The 23,341-nt window shown below is 73.5% G+C and carries 21 protein-coding genes and 1 tRNA gene; 4 read left to right on the forward strand and 18 right to left on the reverse strand.

Annotation, left to right across the window (positions count from 1 at the left end):
• Nucleotides 1–66 precede the first annotated feature (66 nt).
• Nucleotides 67–1,794: an AfsR/SARP family transcriptional regulator gene (locus ACZ42A_RS04625; protein ID WP_468525653.1), complete on the forward strand. Its 1,728-nt coding sequence runs from the start codon at nucleotides 67–69 to the stop codon at nucleotides 1,792–1,794.
• 70 nt (nucleotides 1,795–1,864) lie between these two features.
• Here the strand turns inward: ACZ42A_RS04625 and ACZ42A_RS04630 are convergent.
• From ACZ42A_RS04630 to ACZ42A_RS04715, 18 genes are all read right to left on the reverse strand, one after another.
• Nucleotides 1,865–1,938, reverse strand: a tRNA-Pro gene (locus tag ACZ42A_RS04630).
• 94 nt (nucleotides 1,939–2,032) lie between these two features.
• A complete protein-coding gene (locus ACZ42A_RS04635; RefSeq protein WP_468526136.1) occupies nucleotides 2,033–3,286 on the reverse strand; it encodes an MFS transporter in 1,254 nt (417 codons plus the stop codon).
• Between the two features lie 201 nt (nucleotides 3,287–3,487).
• A complete protein-coding gene (locus ACZ42A_RS04640) occupies nucleotides 3,488–3,847 on the reverse strand; it encodes an MmcQ/YjbR family DNA-binding protein (protein WP_468525654.1) in 360 nt (119 codons plus the stop codon).
• A 30-nt stretch (nucleotides 3,848–3,877) separates the two neighbouring features.
• On the reverse strand, nucleotides 3,878–4,411 hold the full coding sequence (locus ACZ42A_RS04645) for a GNAT family N-acetyltransferase (RefSeq protein ID WP_468525655.1): 534 nt from the start codon (nucleotides 4,409–4,411) through the stop codon (nucleotides 3,878–3,880).
• Nucleotides 4,408–4,980, reverse strand: coding sequence for a helix-turn-helix domain-containing protein (locus tag ACZ42A_RS04650; protein ID WP_468526137.1), 573 nt, complete (start codon nucleotides 4,978–4,980; stop codon nucleotides 4,408–4,410). Before ACZ42A_RS04650 ends, ACZ42A_RS04645 begins: the two co-directional genes overlap by 4 nt.
• A 63-nt stretch (nucleotides 4,981–5,043) precedes the next feature.
• Nucleotides 5,044–6,417, reverse strand: a complete 1,374-nt coding sequence (locus tag ACZ42A_RS04655) for a B12-binding domain-containing radical SAM protein (protein WP_468525656.1) — start codon at nucleotides 6,415–6,417, stop codon at nucleotides 5,044–5,046.
• A gap of 36 nt (nucleotides 6,418–6,453) precedes the next feature.
• The gene (locus ACZ42A_RS04660; RefSeq protein WP_468525657.1) at nucleotides 6,454–7,356 is read right to left on the reverse strand and encodes a LysR family transcriptional regulator; all 903 of its coding nucleotides are present in this window, start codon (nucleotides 7,354–7,356) and stop codon (nucleotides 6,454–6,456) included.
• A 31-nt stretch (nucleotides 7,357–7,387) separates the two neighbouring features.
• Entirely contained in the window at nucleotides 7,388–8,581 is a 1,194-nt protein-coding gene (locus ACZ42A_RS04665) for a glycine C-acetyltransferase (RefSeq protein ID WP_468525658.1), read from the reverse strand.
• A 28-nt stretch (nucleotides 8,582–8,609) separates the two neighbouring features.
• Nucleotides 8,610–9,638 (reverse strand): L-threonine 3-dehydrogenase, encoded by a 1,029-nt coding sequence (gene tdh / locus ACZ42A_RS04670; protein WP_468525659.1) that lies wholly within the window; start codon nucleotides 9,636–9,638, stop codon nucleotides 8,610–8,612.
• 179 nt (nucleotides 9,639–9,817) lie between these two features.
• A complete protein-coding gene (locus ACZ42A_RS04675; protein WP_468525660.1) occupies nucleotides 9,818–10,996 on the reverse strand; it encodes a Gfo/Idh/MocA family protein in 1,179 nt (392 codons plus the stop codon).
• 47 nt (nucleotides 10,997–11,043) lie between these two features.
• Nucleotides 11,044–11,613, reverse strand: a complete 570-nt coding sequence (locus tag ACZ42A_RS04680; protein ID WP_468525661.1) for a GAF domain-containing protein — start codon at nucleotides 11,611–11,613, stop codon at nucleotides 11,044–11,046.
• A 76-nt stretch (nucleotides 11,614–11,689) separates the two neighbouring features.
• Nucleotides 11,690–12,352, reverse strand: coding sequence for a GTP-binding protein (locus ACZ42A_RS04685; RefSeq protein WP_468525662.1), 663 nt, complete (start codon nucleotides 12,350–12,352; stop codon nucleotides 11,690–11,692).
• The gene (locus ACZ42A_RS04690) at nucleotides 12,330–12,707 is read right to left on the reverse strand and encodes a DUF742 domain-containing protein (RefSeq protein WP_468525663.1); all 378 of its coding nucleotides are present in this window, start codon (nucleotides 12,705–12,707) and stop codon (nucleotides 12,330–12,332) included. The genes ACZ42A_RS04685 and ACZ42A_RS04690 overlap by 23 nt, the downstream gene beginning before the upstream one ends.
• Complete coding sequence (locus ACZ42A_RS04695) at nucleotides 12,704–13,138, reverse strand: roadblock/LC7 domain-containing protein (protein ID WP_468525664.1); 435 nt, start codon at nucleotides 13,136–13,138, stop codon at nucleotides 12,704–12,706. Before ACZ42A_RS04695 ends, ACZ42A_RS04690 begins: the two co-directional genes overlap by 4 nt.
• A gap of 83 nt (nucleotides 13,139–13,221) precedes the next feature.
• Nucleotides 13,222–15,153, reverse strand: a complete 1,932-nt coding sequence (locus ACZ42A_RS04700) for a sensor histidine kinase (protein WP_468525665.1) — start codon at nucleotides 15,151–15,153, stop codon at nucleotides 13,222–13,224.
• Nucleotides 15,154–15,690: 537 nt separating this feature from the next.
• The gene (locus ACZ42A_RS04705) at nucleotides 15,691–17,346 is read right to left on the reverse strand and encodes an adenosine deaminase family protein (protein WP_468525666.1); all 1,656 of its coding nucleotides are present in this window, start codon (nucleotides 17,344–17,346) and stop codon (nucleotides 15,691–15,693) included.
• A 449-nt stretch (nucleotides 17,347–17,795) separates the two neighbouring features.
• Entirely contained in the window at nucleotides 17,796–19,406 is a 1,611-nt protein-coding gene (locus tag ACZ42A_RS04710; protein ID WP_468525667.1) for an MFS transporter, read from the reverse strand.
• Between the two features lie 161 nt (nucleotides 19,407–19,567).
• Complete coding sequence (locus ACZ42A_RS04715; RefSeq protein ID WP_468525668.1) at nucleotides 19,568–20,197, reverse strand: flavin reductase family protein; 630 nt, start codon at nucleotides 20,195–20,197, stop codon at nucleotides 19,568–19,570.
• 362 nt (nucleotides 20,198–20,559) lie between these two features.
• Between ACZ42A_RS04715 and ACZ42A_RS04720 the strand changes: the two genes are divergently transcribed.
• The 3 genes from ACZ42A_RS04720 (at nucleotide 20,560) to ACZ42A_RS04730 (ending at nucleotide 23,337) form a co-directional block, all read left to right on the forward strand.
• The gene (locus ACZ42A_RS04720) at nucleotides 20,560–21,225 is read left to right on the forward strand and encodes an ArsR/SmtB family transcription factor (protein ID WP_468526138.1); all 666 of its coding nucleotides are present in this window, start codon (nucleotides 20,560–20,562) and stop codon (nucleotides 21,223–21,225) included.
• A 511-nt stretch (nucleotides 21,226–21,736) separates the two neighbouring features.
• On the forward strand, nucleotides 21,737–21,904 hold the full coding sequence (locus tag ACZ42A_RS04725; protein ID WP_468525669.1) for a hypothetical protein: 168 nt from the start codon (nucleotides 21,737–21,739) through the stop codon (nucleotides 21,902–21,904).
• A gap of 167 nt (nucleotides 21,905–22,071) precedes the next feature.
• Nucleotides 22,072–23,337, forward strand: a complete 1,266-nt coding sequence (locus ACZ42A_RS04730; protein WP_468525670.1) for an MFS transporter — start codon at nucleotides 22,072–22,074, stop codon at nucleotides 23,335–23,337.
• The last annotated feature ends 4 nt before the right edge of the window (nucleotides 23,338–23,341 follow it).

Here is a 23,341-nt window from a genome sequence, read left to right on the forward strand (position 1 = left end):
TCGGGTCTTCTTCGGGTTCGCTTCAGGTCCGTGATCAACGGACTGGACTGCGGGTATCGTTCAGGTGTGCGTTTCGGGGTGCTCGGGCCGCTGGCCGTGTGGACGGAGGACGGCCTGCCGGTGCCGGTCCCGGAGGCCAAGGTGCGGGCGCTGCTCGCGCGTCTGCTGCTCGCCGAGGGGCGGCCGGTGCCGGCCGACCGGCTGATCGAGGACCTGTGGGGCGACCGGCTCCCCCGCAACCCGGTAGCCACGCTCCAGACCCGCGTCTCCCAGCTGCGCCGCGCACTGGAGGCGGGCGAACCCGGCGGCCGCGACCTGGTCGTCCGGCAGCCGCCCGGCTATCTGCTCGCCGTCTCCCCCGACGCGGTCGACGCGGGCCGGTTCCGCGCGCTGACCGCGCGGGCCCGCGAGGCCGAGGATCCCGGGCCCCGGGCGACGCTGCTGGCGGACGCGCTCGGCCTGTGGCGGGGTCCCGCCTACGCCGACGTCGGCGACCAGGAGTTCGCCCGCGCCGCGGTCGTACGGCTGGAGGAGGAGCGGGTGACCGCGCTGGAGGCGCACGCGCAGGCCCGGCTGGACCTGGGCGAGCACGCCACCCTGGCCAGTGAACTGGGCACGCTGGTCGCCCGCCACCCGCTGTGCGAGCGGCTGCACGCCGCCCATCTGCGCGCCCTGTACCTGGCCGGGAGGCAGAGCGAGGCGCTGACCGCCTACGAGCGGCTGCGCGTCCGCCTCGCCGAGGAACTGGGCGTGGACCCGGGCCCCGAGGTACGCGCCCAGTACGAGGCGATCCTCCGGCAGCACGACACCGCGCCCGCACCACCCGTACCCGCACGCCCCGCGGCCGGGCCGCCCGCCGCCCTGGGCCCGCTGACCGGCCGGGCGGACGCGGTGACCGAGGTGCGGGCGCTGCTGGCGTCGGCACGGCTGGTGACGCTGACCGGGCCGGGCGGGGCCGGCAAGACGAGCCTCGCCGTGGCGGCGGTGGGGGACGTGGGCGCGGAGGACGTCGGCTACGTCGACCTGGCCGAACTGGACCGGTCGTCCGCCACCCCGGAGACGGTGTCCGACCTGATCGCCCGCGCCCTGGCCGCCCGTCCCCCGCTGCTGCTCCTGGACACCTGCGAGCACGTCGTCGAAGCGGTCGCCGAGGCGGTGGAGGCCCTGCTGCGCGGGGCGCCCCGGCTGCGGATCCTCGCGACCAGCCGGGAACCGCTCGGCGTGCCCGGCGAGCGCCTGTGGGCCGTACCGCCCCTTTCCACCCCGCCGCCGCGGACCCCCCTGGAGCAGCTGACCTCGTACGACTCCGTGAAGCTGTTCGCCGACCTCGCGCCCCCGGGCTTCCGGCTCGGCCCCGACAACGCGCCGGCCGTCGCCGCGATCTGCCGTCGGCTGGACGGACTGCCGCTGGCCCTGGAACTGGCCGCCGCCCGGGTCCGCGCCCTCGGCGTGGCCGAGCTGGCCGCCCGGCTCGACGCCGACCCGTTCGCCGTCCTCACGGCGGGTCGGCGCGGCGGTCCCGCCCGGCAGCGGACCCTGCGCGCCACGCTGGAGTGGAGCTGGACGCTGCTGTCCCCGCCCGAACGGGCCGTCCTGCGCCTGCTGGCCGGCGGCGACGACGGGTGCCCGCTCGCGGACGTGGAGAAGACGGCCGCCGAGGAAGGGCTCGACACCGCCCTGGACGCCCTGTCCCGGCTGGTGGACCGCTCGCTCGTCGTGCTCGCGGACGACACCGGCGGCCCCCGCTACCACCTGCCGGAGACGGTCCGGGCCTACGCCCTGCACCACGCTTGAGGGCCCTCGAAGCCCTCGAACACGAGTAAGGGCCTCCGCAGGCTCTCGCCTGCGAAGACCCTTCGCACCGTCGGGACGACAGGATTTGAACCTGCGACCCCTTGACCCCCAGTCAAGTGCGCTACCAAGCTGCGCCACGTCCCGGTGCCGTCTGACCTGGGCTTTCCCCTGGCCGAACGCGCACAGAAACAATACCGCACTCGGGTCGGTGGTCGCGCACCCCTTTATGCCGCAGCGGCTACTCGGGGCGGACGAGACCGGCCTTGTCCTGCGAGGACGCGGGCGGCGCAGGGGGCGCGTCGACGCGGACCAGACCGCGGATCGCGGGAACGGAGAGCAGGGAGATCACGACGACGAAGCTCGTCACCCCGGAGACCAGCAGCACCTGCTCCGCGCCGAGCACGGAGGCGGCCGGGCCGGCGAGGGCCTGGCCGACCGGCATCATGGCCAGCGAGCCCGCCACGTCGTAGGCGTGGATGCGGTTGAGGACGTCGGGCGAGACCTGGGTCTGCACGCTGGTCGCCCACATCACGCTCCAGAACGACAACCCGGCCCCGGCCACGGCGGCCCCTACCGCCATGGCGGGCACGCTCAGCCCGAGGCCGACGGAGAGCGGGAACGCGGCGAAGCCGACCAGGGCGAGGGCACCGGCGCGCAGCATCCGGCGGGGTCGCACCCGCAGGGCGAGGAGGCCGCCCACGACGGTGCCGGCGCCGAGGGCGGAGTTGACCAGGCCGTAGGCCCGCGGGCCGTGGTCGCGCACCACCTCGGCGGCCACCAGCGGTCCGGTCGGCCCCCACACGGCGATCATGTAGAGGCACCAGACGGCGATCACGCCCCACAGCCAGGTCCGCGACCGGAACTCGTGCCAGCCCTCGACCAGGTCCGCCCGGAAGGTGGCCGCCGCGTGGCCTGTGGGGCGGCTGTCCGGGGCGGGCGGGGGCAGGCGCAGCAGCAGGAGGCACAGGGCGCTGATCGCGTAGGTGGCGGCGTGGGCGGCGAACACCCCGCCGGGAGTCGCGAAGCCGACGAGGAGTCCGGCCACGGCGGGTCCGGCCAGCTGGGCGACGGACTCGGCGACCCGGATCGCGCCGTTGGCGCCCTGGACGTCGGTGGCGAGGCGGGGCACCATGCTGGCCACGCCGGGCTGGAACAGGGCACCGGCGGCGCCGTTGACCAGGCCGATCGCGCAGATCTCCCAGAGCACCACGTGGTCCGCGAAGAACAGCGCCGCGGCGAGGGCCTGGGTGCCGAGCCGGACGACGTCGGCCCAGATCATCAGGGTGCGGGTGGCGAACCGGTCGGCGATCACCCCGGCGAAGACGACGAGCCCCGCGAAGGTGGCGGCCGTCGCGGCCATCGCGAGACCCACCGCACCGGCCCCGTACCCGTGCTGGAGCAACCCCGCGGCGAGGGCCACGGGCAGCATCGTGTCGCCGAGCCGGGCGACGGCACGGGCGAGGAAGAACAGGCCGAAGTTCCGCGACCACAGCCGCCGACCGTCGCTGCGTTCCTCCGCGCCGGTGCCGGGTCTCCGGCCGGCCGTGCTCCCGTCGGCCGCGCTCTCGCCTTCCGCCCTGCCCCCGCTTCCCCCACCCGACGGCGTCCCGGACGTCACTGGCGACACTCCCTTCCCGGCCCCCAACCCAAGCCCGGGATCATGCCATGGCGCCCGACCCCGCCGAAGGGAATTTCACTGCGCGGCCGGCCGCCCCAACTCCGGGTGGGCGTCGAGGAGTCGGGGCGGCGCGGCCTGCCGCCAGGAGTCGGCGAGGATGTCGCGCAGCTCCGCCTCGTCCTCCAGCGCGGCGAGCCGCACCCGGACCCAGGCGAACTGGGCCTCGTGGTCGGCGATCCAGAATTTCTCCGGCTCGGCGAGGGCCAGTTCGTCGCGCTCCTCCTTGGGGCAGCGCACCGCCATGGAGGTCTCGTCCTCGGGCAGGGTGGCGAACATCTTGCCCGCCACCCGGAACGTGGGCATGCTCCAGGCGATCTTCTCCGTGGTGTCCGGCAGGGACAGGGCGATCCGGCGTACGTCTTCGGCGTCCGACATGCTCCGCACGGTAGCCGCTGCCACTGACAGTCAGCTGGTGGGAGCCGCGGTCGGCAGCCGCTTGTAGTAGATCGTCGTCGGGCGCAGCTCCCCGCCGGGCTCGGCCGCGTAGTCGGGGATGGCGCCGAGCCGTGTCCAGCCGGCCGAGCCGTACAGGCGCTCGGCGGGGCTGTCGGTCTCGGTGTCCAGGTGCAGCAGGGTGACCCCGGCCGCGGCGGCGGCCCGCTCGGCGGTGGTGAGCAGCCGCCGTCCGAGTCCGCGACCGCGGCCGTCCCGGTGCACCATCAGCTTGACCAGCTCGGCGCGGTGGCGGCTGTTGGCCTTGTCGGGGAAGGCGAGGCTGACGGTGCCGACCAGCCGGTCCCCGTCGTACGCCGCCCAGACGGCGAGCTGTCCGGCGGCGACGGCGGCGGCCCGCTCCCGCCACCAGGCGGCGGCCTCGGCGGGGTCGAGCGGGGCGAGGAAGCCGACGGAGGCGCCGCCCGCGACGGTGTCGACCAGCAGCTCCGCGAACTGCTCGGTGTGATCAAGGAGTTCGGAGGCGTCGAGCCGGGTGATGGTCATGGCAGCACCACCGCCAGCACATAGCGCACGTCCTCGGGTCCGGCGCACCGGAACCGCGTGGGCCCCCACACCCGCAGCCGCAGGCAGTCCCCGGCGTCGAGGTGGTGTTCGACCTCCTGGGCGGTCACCTCCAGGGCACCCTCCAGGACCCAGAGGTGCTGTTCCAGGCCGGGCACGGGCGGCCGGTCGTAGGCCAGGTCGGCGCCCGCGGCGAGCCGTCCCTCGACGAGTTCGCCGCGCAGCCCGGGGTGCGGCGGGGACACGGAGCGCCGCACGAAGCCGGAGGCGCGGTCCTCCCACACCGGCTGTTCGGCGGCCCGCAGCAGCGGCGCGGGCGCGTCCTCGACCTCGCTGAGCAACTGGGACATGGTGCGGCCGTAGACGCCGCACAGGCGGTTCAGCACGGCGGCGGTGGGGCTGATCTCGGCGCGTTCGGCCCGGGACAGGGTGGACCGGCTGACGCCGCTGCGTTCCGCCAGCTCGCCGAGCGACCAGCCGCGCTCGGCCCGCAGTTCGGCGAGGCGGGCGCCGAGCCGGGCGTCGACGGGGTCGGGCGGCCCGGCCCCCATGGCAGTCTGTTTCACATCCGGGATGCTATCCCGAATGTGGGACACAGCGCATCGTGGCGGTGATCACTCCCGCCCGCCGAACGCCGCCAGCGTCCGCTCCAGTGCCGGCAGCGCCCGCACCACCCGCTTGGACCGGATGAGCAGGTCCCAGGCGGGCTCGAACTTCTTCCAGCCGCCCGCGTACGCCAGATGCCGCAGCCGCTCGTGCGGGCCGGGCTGGGCCGCCGCGCCCCGCCAGATGTTGGACCAGCGGTAGAAGTCGCGGTAGGCCCGCCAGTAGCCGTCCTCCAGCTGACGTGGCGTCATCCCCTTGGGTCGGTAGACGACATGGCGGGTGTCGTAGAGGTCCCAGTCGCGGTGCACGATCCGCCCCTCGGACTCCAGCTGCTTCCACAGCCCGGTCGACGGATACGGCGTCATGATGTGGAAGGTCGCCGTCTCGATGCCCTGCTCCACCGCCCACGCCACGGTGCGGTCGAAGACGTCCGGTCCGTCCTGGTCGAGCCCGAAGACGAAGCTGGCGTTGACCATGACCCCGGCGTCGTGCAGCCGCCGCACTGCCGCGTCGTAGTCGGTGCCGATGTTCTGGTTCTTGCGCCGCTCGGCGAGGTTGGCGTCGTTGACGGTCTCGAAGCCGACGAACAGGCTGCGCAGCCCGGCCTCCACGGCGCGCTCCAGCAGATCCGGTCTCAGTACGGAGCTGACCGTGCCCGCCGCCTGCCACAGCCGGCCCATCCCCTTCATACCGTCGAACAGAGCCTCGGCGAACCGCCGGTTGCCCAGCAGATGGTCGTCGAGGAAGTACAGATGGCGGCCGGGCAGCCGGTCGATCTCGGCCAGGGCGTCGTCGACGGCCTGGGTGTAGAAGGACTTGCCGCCCTCGAAGAAGGCGTCCTTGTAGCAGAAGTCGCAGTGGTGCGGGCAGCCGCGGGACACCACGATCGAGTTGGGGACGAGGTAGAGGTGCCGCTTGATCAGGTCGCGGCGCACCGGCGGCAGCCCGGCGAGAGTGCGCTGCGTCGAGTCGTAGCGGCGGGCGGGGACGCCGTCGCGGAAGTCCTTCAGGAACAGCGGCCAGGTGTCCTCGCCCGGGCCCGTGAAGATCGTGTCGGCGTGCGCCGCGGCCTCCTCCGGGAGCGAGGTGACGTGCAGTCCGCCCATGGCCACGTGCACGCCGCGGGCGCGGAAGTGGTCGGCTATCTCGTAGGAGCGCCGGGCGGAGGTGATGTACGGCTGGACGACCAGCAGGTCGGGGGTCGGCAGGGACTCGAGGTCGAGGCGCTCCACGTGTTCGTCGTGGAGTGTGACCTCGTCGTCGGGGTCGAGGTACCCGGCGAGGGTGGCCAGGCCCAGGGGCGGGAACAGCGAGTACTTGATGGGCCGGAACAGCGGGCTCGTCGCCTCGGTGAGGGCCGGGAGGATCATCGTCACACGCATGACAGCCGAGACTGCGTTCCACCCGTGGCCGGTTCCCTATCCTTCCGCGGCCTCTCGCAGTGCGTCCAGCACGGGCCGGATCAGCGGATGCTCCTCCGCGCCCCGGCGTACGGCCGCGAACACCCGGCGGGTGGGCGCCACGCCGTCGACCGGGCGGACGACCACGCCCGTCAGGTCCATGCCGCGCAGCGCCGAGCGCGGGACGAGGGCCACGCCCACGTCGGCCGAGGCGAGCGCGACGACGGCGCGGAAGTCGTCGGAGGAGTGCTCCAGGCGTGGCTGGAAACCGGCGCTCTCGCAGGCCAGGACGACCACGTCGTGGCAGGGGTTGCCGGGGTACGGGCCGATCCACGGGTCCTTGGCCAGCTCGGCGAGGGGGACCTCGTGCGCGTCCGCCAGCCGATGCGTCGGGGGAACGACCGCGTCGAACGGCTCGGCGTACAGCGGCACGTGGGTCAGCCGCGGGTCGTCGGCGGGCGGCGCCCCGCGGTACTCGACGGCGACCGCCACGTCGACCTGCCGGTCCAGCACCATCGGCAGGCTGGCGTCGCCCTCGGCGTCCTGGACCCGGATGCGAATGCCGGGCGAGGTCGCGGCGAGGCGGGCCACGGCGGGCGCGACGACCTGGGCGATGCCGGTCGCGAAGGCGGCCACGGTGACCGTGCCGGCCGCGCCCGAGCCGTACGCGGCCAGCTCGGCCTCGGCCCGCTCCAGCTGGGCGAGGACCAGGTTGGTGTGGCTGAGCAGGATCTCGCCGGCCGGGGTGAGCCGTACGCCCTTCGCGCCGCGCTCCACCAGCCGGTGGCCGGTCTCCTGCTCCAGGGCCGTCAGCTGCTGGGAGACCGCCGACGGGGTGAGATACAGCGCGGCGGCAGCCGCCGTCACCGTGCGGTGGTCCGCCACCGCACGGAGGATGTGCAGCCGCCGCGCTTCGATCACGGAACCGATTGTCTCAGGTCAGAAGGCCGGATCAGGCCGCCAGCTGCGCCCGCGCGGCCACGAAGGCGTCCACGGCCCGGTTGACGTCGTCCGTGGAGTGCGCGGCGGACAGCTGGACGCGGATCCGGGCCTGGCCCTGCGGCACGACCGGGTAGGAGAAGCCGATCACGTACACCCCGCGCTCCAGCAGCAGCTCGGCCATACGGCCCGCCTCGGCCGCGTCGCCGATCATCACGGGCGCGATGGCGTGGTCGCCGGGGAGGATGTCGAAGCCCTCCTCGGTCATCCGGCGGCGGAACAGCGCGGTGTTCCCGGCCAGCCGGACCCGCAGGTCGTCCGCCGACTCCAGCAGGTCGAGCACCTTCAGGGAGGCGGCCGCGATCACCGGGGCGAGGGTGTTCGAGAACAGGTACGGCCGCGAGCGCTGGCGCAGCAGGGCGACGATCTCGGCGCGGGCGGCGACATAGCCGCCGGAGGCGCCGCCGAGGGCCTTGCCGAGGGTGCCGGTGATGATGTCGACGCGGTCCATCACACCGTGCAGCTCGGGGGTGCCGCGCCCGCCGGGGCCGACGAAGCCGACGGCGTGCGAGTCGTCGACCATGACCATGGCGTCGTAGCGGTCGGCGAGGTCGCAGATCTCCCGCAGCGGCGCGACATAGCCGTCCATGGAGAAGACGCCGTCGGTGACGATCAGGCGGCGGCGCGCGTCGGACGCCTCCTTCAGCTGGCGCTCCAGGTCCTCCAGATCGCGGTTGGCGTACCGGAAGCGGCGGGCCTTGGACAGCCGGATGCCGTCGATGATCGAGGCATGGTTGAGGGCGTCGGAGATCACCGCGTCCTCGGGGCCGAGCAGGGTCTCGAAGACACCGCCGTTGGCGTCGAAGCAGGAGGAGTACAGGATCGTGTCCTCCTGGCCGAGGAACGCGGACAGCCGCGCCTCCAGCTCCTTGTGCACCTCCTGCGTGCCGCAGATGAAGCGCACGGAGGCCATGCCGTAGCCCCAGCGGTCCAGCGCCTCGTGGGCGGCGGCGATCACCTCGGGGTGGTCGGCCAGGCCGAGGTAGTTGTTGGCGCAGAAGTTGAGGACCTCGCCGGGGCGGCCGCCCGCGGTGACGTTCACGGTGGCGGACTGCGGGGTGCCGATCACCCGCTCGGGCTTGTGCAGTCCGGCGGCGCGGATCTCGTCGAGGGTGGCGCGCAGGTCGTCGCGCACGGAGTCGAACATGGAAGAAGCTCCTAAAAGCTGCGAGGGGTTACGCAGTCCAGTCGAGGATGACCTTGCCGCCGCGGCCGCTCGCCGCGTCGGCGAAGGCCGCCTCGAAGTCGCGGTAGCCGTACCGGCCGGTGATCACGGGGGCGAGGTCGAGGCCGCCTTCGAGCAGCACCGACATCGCGTACCAGGTCTCGAACATCTCCCGGCCGTAGATGCCCTTGATGGTGATCATCGAGGTGACGATCCGGGCCCAGTCGACCGGGAACTCCTCGGCGGGCAGGCCGAGCATGGCGATCCGGCCGCCGTGCGTCATGTTGGCGATCATGTCGCGCATGGCCTCGGGGCGGCCGGACATCTCCAGGCCGATGTCGAAGCCCTCGCGCAGGCCCAGCTCCCGCTGGCCGTCGGCGATCGTCGCGCCGGAGACGTTCAGCGCGAGGCTCACCCCTATCTTGCGGGCCAGCTCCAGCCGCTCCTCGCTCACATCGGTGATGACGACGTTGCGCGCGCCGGCGTGCCGGGCGACCGCGGCGGCCATGAGGCCGATCGGACCGGCGCCGGTGATCAGCACGTCCTCGCCGACCAGCGGGAACGACAGCGCGGTGTGCACGGCGTTGCCGAACGGGTCGAAGATCGCCGCGACGTCGAGGTCCACCGGCACCCGGTGCACCCACACGTTGGAGGCCGGCAGCGCCACGTACTCGGCGAACGCCCCGTCCCGGCCGACGCCGAGGCCGACCGTGGCCCGGCACAGATGGCGGCGCCCGGCCAGGCAGTTGCGGCACTTGCCGCACACCAGGTGGCCCTCGCCGCTGACCCGGTCGCCGACCGCGATGTCGGTGACGTCCCGGCCGGTCTCGACGACCTCGCCGACGAACTCGTGTCCGATCACCAGCGGGGTGCGGATCGCCTGCCGCGCCCAGCCGTCCCAGGACCGGATGTGCAGGTCGGTGCCGCAGATACCGGTGCGCAGCACCTTGATCAGTACGTCACCGGGTCCGACGCCGGGCTCGGGTACGTCCGCCAGCCAGAGCCCTGGCTCCGCCTTCTCCTTGACCAGCGCCTTCAAGCTGCGGCTCCTGAGGGTGAGACCCCGGCCGCGGGCATGCCGAAGAAGCCCGCAGACGGGGAGAGGGGTGGAATCGCCTAGCAATCTGCCGTAAGAGTCTGCCCCCGGTCCATCGAGGTTTTCTTAAGCGGCGCCACAGCTTTCCTTCACGCCCGCCACGCTTGCCCCGAACGGAGCACTCACTGCCCGTCCTCGAAGTACGCGGCCAGCTCCGGATCCAGCGGCGGCACCTCGCGTACGGCACCCCCGGCGCGCAGCGACTCGGTCGCCCCGCATCCGGCGGCCACCGCCATCCGTGCGGCCACCGGCGAGGTGTCGGTGCGCCCGCCGTCCCGGACGAACCGCAGGAACTCGGCGACGAGCAGCGGATCGGCGCCGCCGTGCCCGCCCTCGTCCCGCGCGTCGGGCACCGGGTACACCGCGTCGGCGTCGGGCCGGTGGCCGGAGCGGCGGCTGTTCCAGACCTTCACCACCGCTCCGGGCCCGTCGCCGAAGTTCTCCAGCCGGCCGGCGTCGCCGATGACGGTGTAGTTGCGCCAGTAGTCGGGGGTGAAGTGGCACTGCTGGTAGGCGGCCAGCACCCCGTTGTCCAGGCGCAGGTTGACCAGGGAGACGTCCTCGACGTCGATCACCGGGTTGAGCGCGCGCTGGGTGTGCGGCGGCCAGTGGCCGTCCGCGGTGTACCAGTCGTCGGGCTTGGGCTCGCCCGGCGCCCGGCGGTGCGGATTGGCGCCGTACACCATGAGGTCGCCGAAAGCCTGGGCCCGCCGGCTGTAGCCGCCCGCCAGCCAGTGCAGCACGTCGAGGTCGTGGGCGCCCTTCTGGAGCAACAGGCCGGTGGTGTACCGGCGTTCGGCGTGCCAGTCCTTGAAGTACCAGTCGCCGCCGTAGCCGACGAAGTGGCGCACCCAGACGGTCTTGACCGCGCCGATCTCGCCGCGGGCGACGATGTCGCGCATCAGCCGCACCACCGGCATGTGCCGCATGTTGTGGCCGACGTAGAGCCGGGTGCCGGTCTCCCGTGCGGTGCGCAGCAGTTCGTCGCACCGCTCCACGGTGATGTCCAGCGGCTTCTCGACGAAGACCGGCCTGCCCGCGCGCAGCGCCTGGCCGGCCAGGTCGGCGTGGGTGTGGTCCGGCGTGAGCACGAGCACCGCGTCGACGTCCGGGGCGTCGAGCACCGCGCGGTGGTCCGCGGTGGTGCGCACGCCGGGGATGCGCGCGGCGGCGTCCGCGCGGCGCGCCGGGTCGGGATCGGCGACGACGGTGACGGACGCGCCGTGGCCGGGACGGTGCGCGGTGCGGGCGAGGGAGGAGCGCAGGCCGAAGCCGAGGACGCCCAGACGGAGATCGCTCATGGGGTGGCTGTGCCCTCGGGCCGTTCCCCGGGAAACCCGAGGGCAGTTCAGGGTCCGGGCGGGACGCCGCCCTCCAGACGTACGGCGAGGTCCGCGGCCGTCGACTTGATGGTCTCCAGACCGGTCCGCCCCCAGGGCCGGGGCGCGGTGTCGGCGACGGAGACCGTGCCGAGCACCATGCCGGTGGTGTCGATGAGCGGGGCGCCGAGATAGGAGCGGATGCCGAACTCGTCGACGACCGGGTTGCCCGCGAACCGCGGATAGTCGCCCACGTCCTCCAGGACCAGCGCCTTGCGCCGCACCACGACATGCGGGCAGAAGCCGTGGTCGCGCGGCAGCCGGCGGCCGATCACCGGCCGGGTGCCGCCGTCGGGCACGGGAGGACCGGTGTCCGGGGCGTGCAGCCCGGCGTAGAACTGCCCGTTCTCGTCGAGGAAGTTGACCATGGCGTACGGCGCCCCGGTGTACGCGGCGAGGCGGGCCGCGAAGTCGTCGAGGGCGGGCTCCGGGCGCTGTCCGAGGCCGAGTCCGCGCAGCCGTCGGGTGCGGGCGGGGGCCTCCTTGTCCTCGGGGGTGAGCAGCAGACGACCGGCCGGACGCGGCGGGTCGTAGCTCATGGCCGGGCTCCGTCGCTGTGGGCGGATGTCATGTGCGGCTCCGTGCGGTGAGGCGATGGGGTGATCGGCGTCGGGGTCACCGGTGCGCGCCGTGGGTCGGCGCGGGGACGACGGGCGCGTGGGCGATGAGGTGCCGGACCAGGGTCAGCAGGGTCTGGACGCCGGAGGCGGAGATCCGGGCGTCGCAGCGCACGATGGGGATCCCGGGGTCGAGGTCGATGGCGGCCCGCACCTCCTCGGGGTCGTAGCGGTGGGCGCCGTCGAACTCGTTGATGGCGACGATGAAGCCGAGGCCGCGTTCCTCGAAGAAGTCGACGGCCGCGAAGCACTCCTCCAGCCGGCGGGTGTCGGCGAGGATGACCGCGCCGAGCGCGCCCTCGGACAGTTCGTCCCACATGAACCAGAACCGTTCCTGTCCGGGGGTGCCGAACAGGTAGAGCACATGGTCGGAGTCGAGGGTGATCCGACCGAAGTCCATGGCGACGGTCGTCTCCATCTTGTTCTCGATGCCGTCGAGATTGTCGGTTCCGACGCTGACGGTGGTGAGGAGTTCCTCGGTGCTGAGCGGCGCGATCTCGCTGACGGCGCCGACGAAGGTGGTCTTGCCGACCCCGAACCCGCCCGCGACCAGGATCTTCAGCGCGGTGGGGAAGGGATCGGCGCCGTCGTCGTGGCCGGAGCCGCCGTCGTCGTACTCGCGGGCGCCGTCGTCGTACTCAGAGCTGTCGTCGTAGTCCATCGAGCACTGCCTCCAGAAGGGCCCGGTCCGTGGGGTTGTGGTGGAAGGCGGGGGGCTTGGTGGTGAGCGCCCCGCAGTCGAGGAGGTCCGCCAGCAGCACCTTGGTGACCACCGCCGGCAGCTTCAGATGGGCGGCGACCTCGGCGACCGGGACGGGCGCGTGGCACAGGTCGAGGGCCTGCACGTGTTCCGGGCCGAGGTAGCCGAGGGGGGTCGCCCCGGTGGCCATCACCTGCGACATCAGATCGAGCGCGACGGTGGGGCGGGTGCGGCCGTTGCTGACCGCGAACGGCCGCACCAGCCGACCGGCAGCGTCGTCGAGCCAGGGCCCGTCGCCGGCCGCCGCCGCGCTCAAGGCCTCATCGCCGTGGGTTCGACGGACTGCTGCCGGGGCGCGGTCACCAGGTACGGGCGGACGCTCTTGACGAGCATCGCCATCTCGTACCCCAGGACGGCCGCGTCGGCCTCCCGGCCGGCCAGCACGGCGAGGCAGGTGCCGGAGCCGGCGGTGGTGACGAACAGCAGGGTCGAGTCGAGCTCGACGACCACCTGCCGGACGTCGCCGCCGTCGCCGAAGCGGACCCCGGCGCTGCGGCCGAGGGAGTACAGGCCGGAGGCGAGCGCCGCCATGTGGTCGGCGCTGTCGGGATCGAGGCCGTGGACGGACTTCACCAGCCCGTCGCAGGACAGGAGGACCGCGCTGGTGGTGTGCGGGACGCGCTGCACGAGGCCGCTCATCAGCCAGTCGAGATCGGATACATGGCCGGTGGTGGCATCGCTCGCCATGGTGGATCGACTCCTTGGGGTACGAAGGTCTGCGGAAGCGCTGGGGTACGGAGTGGTGGTGCTACGGGGGGTGGTGGGGGTGGTCATCCGGCTGGTGCGCTCCCGTCGTGCCGGGCGGTGGTTCGGTGGTCGGAGGCGGGTGCCTCGGGGGCCGCGGACGCGCGCACGGGGCGCGCCCGGGTGGTGCGGACCGGGTCCACGGGGCGTACGTCCAGAGGCGGTACGACCGTGGGGTGCGGTCCGGCGGAGGGGATCGGGTCGAGGGGGGCGCCGGGCGCGGGCTCCAGGCTCTGCTGGGCCTCGGCGAGGCCGATGCCCCGCTGGAAGGCCGCCATCAGGGCGGGGTCGTGGCCGGCGGGCTCGTCGTCGTCCTGGCGCGGGGCGGGGCCGCCGCGCAGCTGCGGGACGATGTGCTCCTGGGCGCGGCGCCGGGGCAGTTGGGGCTTGCCCATGGTGCCGCGCACCACACCGCTCTGCCGCGGCACCGGCGGGATGCCCTCGCGCTCGGCGACGACCGGCCGGTCCTCGGGCCGGATCCCGGGCACGGCGTCCGCCGGGGTCGGCCGCTCCTCGTGCGCGCCGCGGACGGGGAGCGGTACGGGGGCGGTGCGGTGCGCGGCGGGGGGCGGTGCGGTGGGCTGGGACCGGTGGTGGGGAGCCGCGTGGGCGCCCGTGGAAGAGCTCGCGGAGCCCATGGCGCCGTGCGGGTGCGGTCGCGCGGCCTGGTCCGGTGGCTGCGGGGTGTGCTGCGCTGCTCGTCCCGCCGTGTCCCCCGCGGCGATCTGCGACCGCGCCGCGTCGGCGCCCGGTGCCGCCCCGAGCAGCTCCTGGGGTACGACGAGCACGGCCTGCACGCCGCCGTAGATGTTGCTCTGGAGGCGGACGCCGATGCCGTGCCGGCGGGCGAGCTGGGAGACGACGTAGAGCCCGATGCGGCCGTCCGCCAGCAGGCGGGCGACGTTGACCTGGTCGGGGTCGGCGAGCAGCTGGTTCATCCGCTCCTGCTCGGCGACCGGCATGCCGAGGCCGCGGTCCTCGACCTCGACGGCGAGCCCGGAGGTGACGAGGTTGGCGCGCAGCAGCACCTGGGTGTGCGGGGCGGAGAACACGGTGGCGTTCTCGACGAGTTCGGCCAGCAGATGGATCACGTCGGCGACGGCGTGGCCGCGCAGGGTGCCGTCGATCGGCGGGACGAGCTTGACCCGCGAGTACTGCTCCACCTCGGCGATCGCCGAGCGCAGCACCTCGGTCATGGAGACCGGGTTGCTCCACTGCCGGCGCGAGACGGCACCGCCGAGCACTGCCAGGTTCTCGGCGTGGCGCCGGATCCGGGTGGCGAGGTGGTCGACGTGGAACAGGCTCTTGAGCAGGTCGGGATCCTCGATCTCGTTCTCCAGCTCGTCGAGGAGGGCGATCTCGCGGTGCACCAGCGACTGGAGCCGGCGGGCCAGGTTGACGAAGACCTCCAGCTTCTGTTCGCTGCCGGTCTGGCTGGAGAGCTGCGCGGCCTGCACGACGGCGGTGACGGCGCCGTCGTGCGCGCGGGCCAGGTCGGCGGCGAGCAAGTCGAAGTCGTCGGCGTCCTCGGGCGGTCCGTCGCGCGGCGTGCGCCGGGGCGGTGCCTCGCCGCGCCGCAGTCCCTCGACCAGGGCGCGCAGATCGGCCTCGCGGCGGGTGCTGGCGCGGCGCAGACCCGCGACGCGTTCGTGCACCGTCCGGGCGGCGCGCCCGGCGGCGACGGCGGCGATCACGATGCCCGCGAGCGCCACGCAGACCGCTCCGGCGAGGACGGCCCACAGGGTGTGGCCGGTGCGTACGCCCGTGGAACGCACGGTGAACAGCACGGCCGCGCTGCCGGCGAGGGCGACCGCGACGGGCGGCAGGACCGCGAGGCGCAGCAACTGGGACCGTATGTGGGCCTCGGGCAGTGCGGGGGCAGTGCGGGCGACCGGTCGTCCGTGCCGTCCGCCTTCACGGCGGTCTGCGCGTGCGGCCGGTGCGCGGAGGTGTGACATCGGTGTCCTCGTACTGATCCGTCGGTCGGGGCCCGACGCGCGGTGTCGCGCGCTGCGGGCATGCGCCATGGCGGTGCCGGCCGGCGGGACCGCGATGCGGCCCTGCGTCGCCCGACGGACACTCACAGTAGTCGCCAACGCATCATGTGCGGTGGGCAGTTGACAAAGTCCCCCGCGGAGCGTCCCGCTCTGGTATGAGGCCTCGTACGACAGACCGATAAACCCCCCACATGGCCGCACGCGAAGTGGAAAGGGAACGATCAGAGCTGGTCGGAAGCGGTCTACGACGGACACGGCGACCGAGCCCCTTCCCCGCTCCCTCCGCACCCTTCAGGGCCGCGCTCCACTCCGCCGGGGACTTCACCACCGCCCGCCCCCCTTGACTGCTCGGCGGGGACTACGTCACCGCCCGCACATGGACTTGAAGCGATGCTTGCTTGACTGAAGTCGTCGTCACCTTCGACGAGCGGCCGTGAACAGGCCCGGCCTCGCGGCCGGGGGCGGCGCTGCCGGGCCTGTTCCGGAGGGTCCTCCGGGTCAGCGGCCGGAGCGGAAGGCCGCCTCGAAGGCGGTGAAGGCGGCTTCCTGGCGCCACTGGACGGCCGCCTTGGGACTGGTGTCCAGCAGGGCGCGGCAGGCACGGCCCGGTGTGGACGTGCCGAGGCGTTCCCCGCGGCAGGCGTCGACGGGCCGGTAGCCCTGCGCGGTGGGGTTGCCGCGCCACAGGCTGCCGCCGGGCAGGAAGGCGTACTCCAGGGAGGCCCGGGCCAGGTCCTTCAGCTGGGGGTAGGACAGGCCGTAGGTCTCGGCGGCGTACCGGTACTCGTGACTGATGTCGATCCGGGAGACCCCGGGGTCGTCGGTGGCCAGCACCACGGGCACGCCGTAGGCCCGGTACGTCCGGAAGGGGTGGTCGGCGCCCTTGACGCCGAGGATCTGGGCGTTGCTGGTGAACGGCACCTCCACCGCGATCTCGCGGGCCGCCATGGTGCGGGCGGTGGCCCGCCAGTCGTCCTCGTGGACCAGATCGACGCCGTGGCCGATGCGTTCGGCGCCGGCCACGGTCACGGCCTCCTTGATGTGGAAGGCCAGGTCCTCCGGCTTGACCAGGCCCGGCCACAACTCGCCCGCGTGCAGGGTGACGTGGGCGCGGGGGTACGCATCGCGCAGGAAGGCGAGCATGCGCATGTGGAGGCGGTAGTCGCGCAGCGCGGTCTCTCCGTCCTCGGGCTGGACGAGGTTGACGGCGACGAACCGCGGGTCGCGTTCGGCGAGCCGCATCGCGAGGGCCATCTGGACGAAGACCCGCTCCCGGGCGCTGTTGCGGGAGACCTGGGAGATCCAGCGCACCGGCAGCTCGCAGGCCGGGCGGGGGCGGTCGGTGTCGCAGCGGGCCTCGGTGCGGAACTCGGCGGTGGCGGTGTCGGCCTCCTTGCGGGCCTCGGCCACCAGGCCGTCCAGCTTGCCGTCCGCGGTCAGCCTGCGGTGCAGCGCGGCCAGGTCGTCGTCCCAGCCGACCTCGGCGGCGAGCCGCTTGGCGCCCTCGGAGGCCGGGGTGGCCATGGTCTCCAGGTAGAACTGGTTGTGGCGGGTCACGTCGTCGGCGACCTGGGCGAGCAGTTTGCCCGGGTGCCGCCAGGTCACCTCGCCGAACTTGCCGAAGGTGGCGAAGAAGTGGTCGTGGCCGTTGCCGTCCGGCGGGAAGTCCTGCATGGACCAGGCGCGCAGGATCGTGTCGTGGAAGGCCCGGTCCGTGCGGGCGTCAGCGGCGGGCCGGGTGCCCGGTCCGCAGGGCGGGGGCACGGCGGTGGTCGTCGCGGTCTCGATGCACAGGCCGTCCTCGGCGGCCAGCCGGATCAGATACTCGGTCCGGACCGCGCCGGACAGGTGGTTGTGCAGCTCGCCGCCCTTGGGCAGGCGCTCGAAGAACTCGCGCAGCGCCCGCGGGTCGTCGCGGATGGTGCGCAGATGGACGTCCGTGCGGAGCTCGGCGGCGGTGCGCGGCAGGGGCGCGGTCGGCAGGTCGTCGGAGGCGGTGATGGCCTCGGCGGGCCGGGCGGGAGCGGTGCGGGCCTCGGCCGGCTGGGCGGAGGCGGGCAGCGCGGACAGCAGCGGCAGCAGGCCCAGCGCGCCGAGACCGGCCGTCAGCGGGAGCCGGCGGAGGCGGGCGGGTCGGTGGTGTTCGGCAGTCACCGCCGCATGATCGCGAGTGGGCCGTCGGCACGAGGCGCTTTCCGGCGGTTTCCACGGCGATGCCACCCGACCGGGGGACGACCGACGCCGTGTTGCTCGTTGGCGTCAATCCGACGACCGTACAAGGAAGTTGGACGCCCACCGGATCGGCCACGTGCCCCGGGCGCATCGGCCGCGCGCCCCAGGCGGATCGGCCGCGCGCCCCGGGCGGATCGGCCGCGCGCCCCGGGCGGATCGGCCACGTGCCCCGGGCGGATCGGCCGCGCGCCCTGGGCGGATCGGCCACGTGCCCCGGGGCGGATCGGCCGCGTGCCCCGCTCGGGCCTGCCGGAGGCCCCCGCGCGGGACTCGCGCCGGCCCTGCCGGACGCCGGCCGGTCAGCCCGCGCCGGCCGGTCAGCCCGCGGCGGTCGATCAGCCCGCGGCGGCCGGTCAGCCCCCGGTAGTCGGTCAGCCCGCGGTAGTCGGCGTCCCCGCCTCGGCGGCGGGCCGGCCGCGCACCCCGAGCGCCGCGACCACGGCGCCGAGGACGGTCAGTACGCCGGTGACCAGGGCGGCGGTGTGCACACCGGTCATGAACGCGGTGTGGCTGCCCTCGACGACCGCGGTCGCCACCCGGGCCGGCATGTCGTCGGAGACGGGCGCGACGCCCATCGCCACGGCGTCCTTGGCCTCGCCGAGGCCGTGGGCCAGAGGCGCCGGGACGCCCGCGTCGGTCAGGGCGCCGGTGAGGGTGGAGCCGACGCGCCCGCTGATGAGCGAGACGAGGACGGAGGTGCCCAGCGCGCCGCCGACCTGGAGGGACGTGGCCTGCAGGCCGCCCGCCACACCGCCGTCCCGGACCGGGGCGTTGCCGACGATCGCCTCGGAGGAGGCGGACATCACCATGCCGACGCCCAGGCCGAGGGCGATGAAGGGCGGCCACATCGTGGCGTACGAGGAGTCGGCGCCCCAGGTGAGCAGGGTGAAGGCGGCGGCGGCCTGGAGGACCATGCCGAGCGGCATGGTCAGCCGGGGCCCGAACCGCTCCGTCAGCTTGGCGCCCAGCGGGGAGGCGACCACCGAGGCCAGGCTCAGCGGCAGGGTGCGGACACCCGCCTCGACGGGGGTGAAGCCGCGCACGTTCTGCAGATAGAGCATGACGAAGAAGATCACACCGAGCAGGACGAAGAAGTTCAGCGCGGTGATGACGGTGCCGATCGCCAGGGCCGGGTTGCGGAAGAGGCGCATCGGCAGCAGCGGGTGCGCGACGCGGGTCTCGTACCGGCCGAAGACCAGCAGGACCAGCACACCCGCGGCGATGGCGCCCAGCGTGCCGGCCGAAGTCCAGCCCCAGGTCTCGCCCTTGACGACGCCGAAGACGACGGCGAGCAGGCCGAGTGCGAGCAGGACGACCCCGACGATGTCGAACTTCTCCTCCGCGGCGGCGGTGTTCCTGCTCTGCGGCAGCACGAGGGCGCTGAAGACGAGCGCGAGGACACCGATGGGGGCGTTGAGATAGAAGACGGACTCCCAGGTGACGTGCTGGACCAGCAGCCCGCCGACGATGGGGCCGAGGGCGGTGGAGACCGAGGACACCATGCCCCAGATGCCGACCGCCATCCCGAACTTCCGCGGCGGGAACACCGCGCGCAGCAGCGCGAGGGTGTTGGGCATCAGCAGTGCGCCGAAGAAGCCCTGTACGGCGCGGAAGGCGATGACGCCCTCGATGGAACCGGCGAGTCCGATGGCGACGGACGCGACGGTGAATCCGGCGACGCCGATCAGGTAGAAGGTGCGCCGCCCGAAGCGGTCGCCGAGCTTGCCGCCGAGGATCAGGGCGGCGGCGAGCGCGAGGAGATAGGAGTTGGTCACCCACTGCAGGTCGGCGGTGGTGGCGTTCAGGTCCCGGCCGATCTCCGGGTTGGCGATGGAGACGACGGAACCGTCGAGACCGACCATGAACAGCCCGAAGGCGACGGCTGTGAGCGTCAGCCAAGGGTTGCCCCGCCCGCCGCGGGGCGCGTCCGTGGGCGGGGACGCGGTGGGCGGGGCGGAGACGGGCAGGGAGGGGGAGGGCATGGGTGGGAGGTGCCTGTTCTCGTGGTGTCCGGGTGGGTGCTCACGCGGGTGCTCGCGCAGCCGCTCGGGCAGCTGCCGGCGCGGGGCGGAGCCCGCGAGCACCCACCATAAGTACTCCCATATACCTATGTCAACATACCTAATCCAACATACCTAACTCCTCACCGGACCCCCGCCGCCTTCCGTGCGGTCTCCGAGCGGAAGCCGTGACCCAGCTCCGGGGTGAGCCCGTGGTAGTGGCGGAAGTTGTAGATGAGCGGGCTCCAGACCGCGGGGTCGATGTGCTGCGTGCCCGGCACGACGATGCGTTCGTCCGCGTGGACGCGCAGCACCTCGCACTCGACGCCGAAGAAGAGCCCCTCTCCGCCGGGCGTCAGTGCCCGCACGCGCGCCTCCAGCTGGAGACCGCACTCGGCGACCCGGGGCGGCTTCACGAGATCGGAAGGGGCGGGGGTGAGCCCGGCGGCGGCGAACTTGTCGGGCTCGTACCGGTACACCGCTCGCTTGCTCTCCGGCACCGGATGGGCGCCGGTGAGCGGCGCGAGGCGCTCCACCCGCTCCCACAGCTCCGGCGAGGCGATGTTGATCACCAGCTCCGGCCGCTCGGCGAGGTTGCGCACGGTCCGGCTCTCGCTGCCCAGCCCCAGCACGACGTACCGCCCCAGCGCCCAGGCCGAGGAGATGGGGGCGAGGTTGACCGTGCCGTCGTCGTTCTCGGTGGTCAACAGGACCACGGGGGTACCGAAGTAGAGGATGCTGGGCCGGATGACCCGGTGGGTGTCAGTCGTCATGCCGCCGACGCTAGGCGCCCGACGTTTCGCTGTGCGTCGAACTGTCGTCACCCGACAATGGCGGGGTGACCAGCCCAGACGACGATGCCCAGGGGCCCGGCGGCCACGCGCGGAAGCCCGACGCCCCCGGCCCGGAGCACTACGCCCTCCCCCAGGAGCCCGGCGGCTACGCCCGGAAGCCCGACGCCCGCCTCCAGGAGCCCGACGCCCGCACCCGGCAACCCGGCAACCACGCCCAGGAGCCCGACGGCCGTGCCCGGGAACCCGGCAGCCACACCGGCAACCCCGACGACCACGCCCGGGAACCCGGCAGCCACACCGGCGAACCCGGCGACCACGCCCGGGAACCGGATCTCGCCTCCCTGGCGGCGCTGCTCGCCGACCGCACCCGTGCCGCCTTCTGCCTCGCGCTGCTCGACGGCCGCGCCTGGACGGCGACGGAACTCGGGCGGCTGGCCGGCGTCGCGCCGTCCACGGCCACCAGCCACCTCAACCGGCTGGTGGCCGGCGGGCTGCTGACCGAGGAGCGCGCGGGCCGGCACCGCCATGTGCGCCTGGCGGACCCCGGCATCGCCGAGATGATCGAGGCCCTGGCGGCCCGCGCGCCGCGCCGGCCGGTCCCGGTCCGCTCGCTCGCCGCCGCCCGCCGGCACCGCGCCGTGGCCTTCGCCCGCGTCTGCTACGACCACCTCGGCGGCTCCCTGTCCGTCGCCCTCACTGACGCGATGACCGAACGGGGCTTCCTGGACTGGGAGTTCGGCCCGTCCCTCACCCCGTCCGGCACCGCCTGGCTCGGGGACCTGGGCATCCCCGCGGGAACCACACCCCATGTACGCACCTGCCTGGACTGGACCGAGCGGCGTCTGCATCTGGCGGGCGCCGTGGCGGCGGGCCTCTTCCGCCACGCGCTCGACCAGTCCTGGCTCGTCCCGGCCGAGGGCGCTCGCGTCGTACGGCTGACGGACCACGGCCGCGACGCGTTCGGCCGACACCTGGGCCTGCCGGAGCAGACGCTCACCGCCGGTTGACGGGCCGCGCCTTCTGGATAGAGGGACTGGGCCCAGGTCTCCGGGAGTTCGGCGCCGAGGTGCTCGACGAAGCCCGCTGCTCGGCCGACCTCACCGCTCGCCCGCGAGGTCCAGATCCCTCCGCTCGGTGTGTCGGGCGCCGGCTCCGTGGCCCGCGGTCGGCGCCACGGGTGCGGGATCGGCCGGAAGGGGTCACCCTTCTCCTCGCCCTGCCCCTCTGGGTCGGCGGCGCAGCCCTGATTCTGTGCAGCGGCGCGAGCTGCGTCCGTAGCTCATACCGCCACCGGCAGCAACTCTCGTCCACCCCCGCACGCTTCCCGCTGCAGCTGCTGGCCTGGGGCGTCTGGCTCGCGCTTGCTCGACAATCCGTGGCCGAAGAAACGATGCCGTCGAGTACGTGTCGAGTTACCCGCTGCAGCTGCAAGACTGCGAGCAGGACCAGCGCGACGCGATCAAGGAGCCCACCCGCCGGTAGGCCAACCGGCAGGGCGCCCGCCGTGCCGGTGCCGCCGTGGTCGACCCGGAGCCCTGGCTGTGCCCGGGGTCGGGCAGGTGCGCCCGGGTCGTAGGCGACACGTTCGGCTACCGCGACGAGAGCCATGTGGCGGATCCCTACGCCGAGGCGCTGACCCCGCTGCTGCGCCAGGAGCTGCGGAAACTGGGGATGCTCGGCGGGTAGCCCTGGAGCAGCCTGCTCGTCTGCCTGGTACTGGCTTTCCTAGGGACGGCTGCCCAGGAAAAGGCCTCCCTGTATGCCCAGGTACTCCGCCACGACGATGGATCCCGCAAGGCGCCCTTCGCAGAGGAAAGCCACCTCTGCCGCCGACGCCGGATTCCCGTCGAAAGATGGCAAGACTGATGATCGCCGACAAGTCGGCTGTCCCCGAGCTCCGGGGGCACCGGCGCCCTACCGCCCAGTATCACCGGCAACACCGCCCCTGGCACTTCAAGACCGTGGTCGCGATCGTCTTCGTGGTCATGGCCGCCAGCAGCGCGCCGTCTCCGCTGTACGGTCTCTACCAGCAGCAATGGCACTTCGGAACGACCACTTCGACGGTCGTCTACGCCTGCTACGCCGTCGGCGCGATCCTGACCCTGCTGTTCGCCGGGGACCTGAGCGAGCACCTGGGTACTCAGCGGACGATCGTGGTGGCGCTGGCCACCATCGTCGCCAGCTTCCTGACATTCCTCCTGGCCACGGGGGCGTGGGCGCTGTGCCTGGCTCGCCTGATCCAGGGCGTCGGGGTCGGGTTGCTCACCAGCAGCGCGGGCTCGGCCCTGGCCGATCTTCACCGGGATCGCAGTCACAGGGCCGCGGCGGCGGCCAACAGCGCGGCGACCTCGACAGGCATCGCGCTGGGCGCGGTGTTCTCCGGCCTCGCCGTTCAGTTCGCTCCCCCACCGCTGGTCACCCCGTTCGTCGTGCTGACCGTCCTGTCCGTCGGTGGACTTGCCCTGGTGCGGGCGATTCCCGCCTGGCAGATCGCGCCCGAACGGCTCAGGCTCTGGCGCCCCCGGGTGCTGCGGCTGGGTGCGGAGCCACGGGGGATCCTGCTGCGGGTGGCCCCCATCGTGACGGCCGGCTGGGCGGTCGTCGGCCTGTACCTGGCACTGGGTGTCGACCTGGTCGCCGGCCTGCTGCACACCACCGACAGGGCACTGTCCTCGCTGGTCATCCTCGTGGTGCAGGGCTGCGGCGGCATCGCTCCGATGCTGCTGCGCAGGCTCGGGGACCGGGCGGCATCGGTGACGGGGTGCGCGCTGCTCGTCGCCGGGGTCGGGGTGTCCGTGATCGGCTACGACACCGCCCACACCCTGTTGTTCTTCTTCGGTGCGGCGATCACCGGGGCGGGCTTCGGCCTGACCTTCATGGGGTCCACGAGCACTGTGACGGCGGCGATGGTCGCCAAGGGCTACCCCCAGCTCCTGCCGGGGTTCTTCGCCCTGGCCTACCTGGCGGTGAGTGTGCCGGTGGTCGTTCTGGGCGCCGCCGCTTCCCGGTTCGGCGTCGCGGCCGCCTTCTCGGGGTTCGGACTGCTCGTGGCACTGCTGGCCGTAGCAGCAGGGGTCATTGCTGTCCGCCCGGGCCGGGCCGAGCTCCGGAAGCAATAGCTAC

Source organism: Streptomyces sp. NPDC030838, assembly GCF_055572035.1.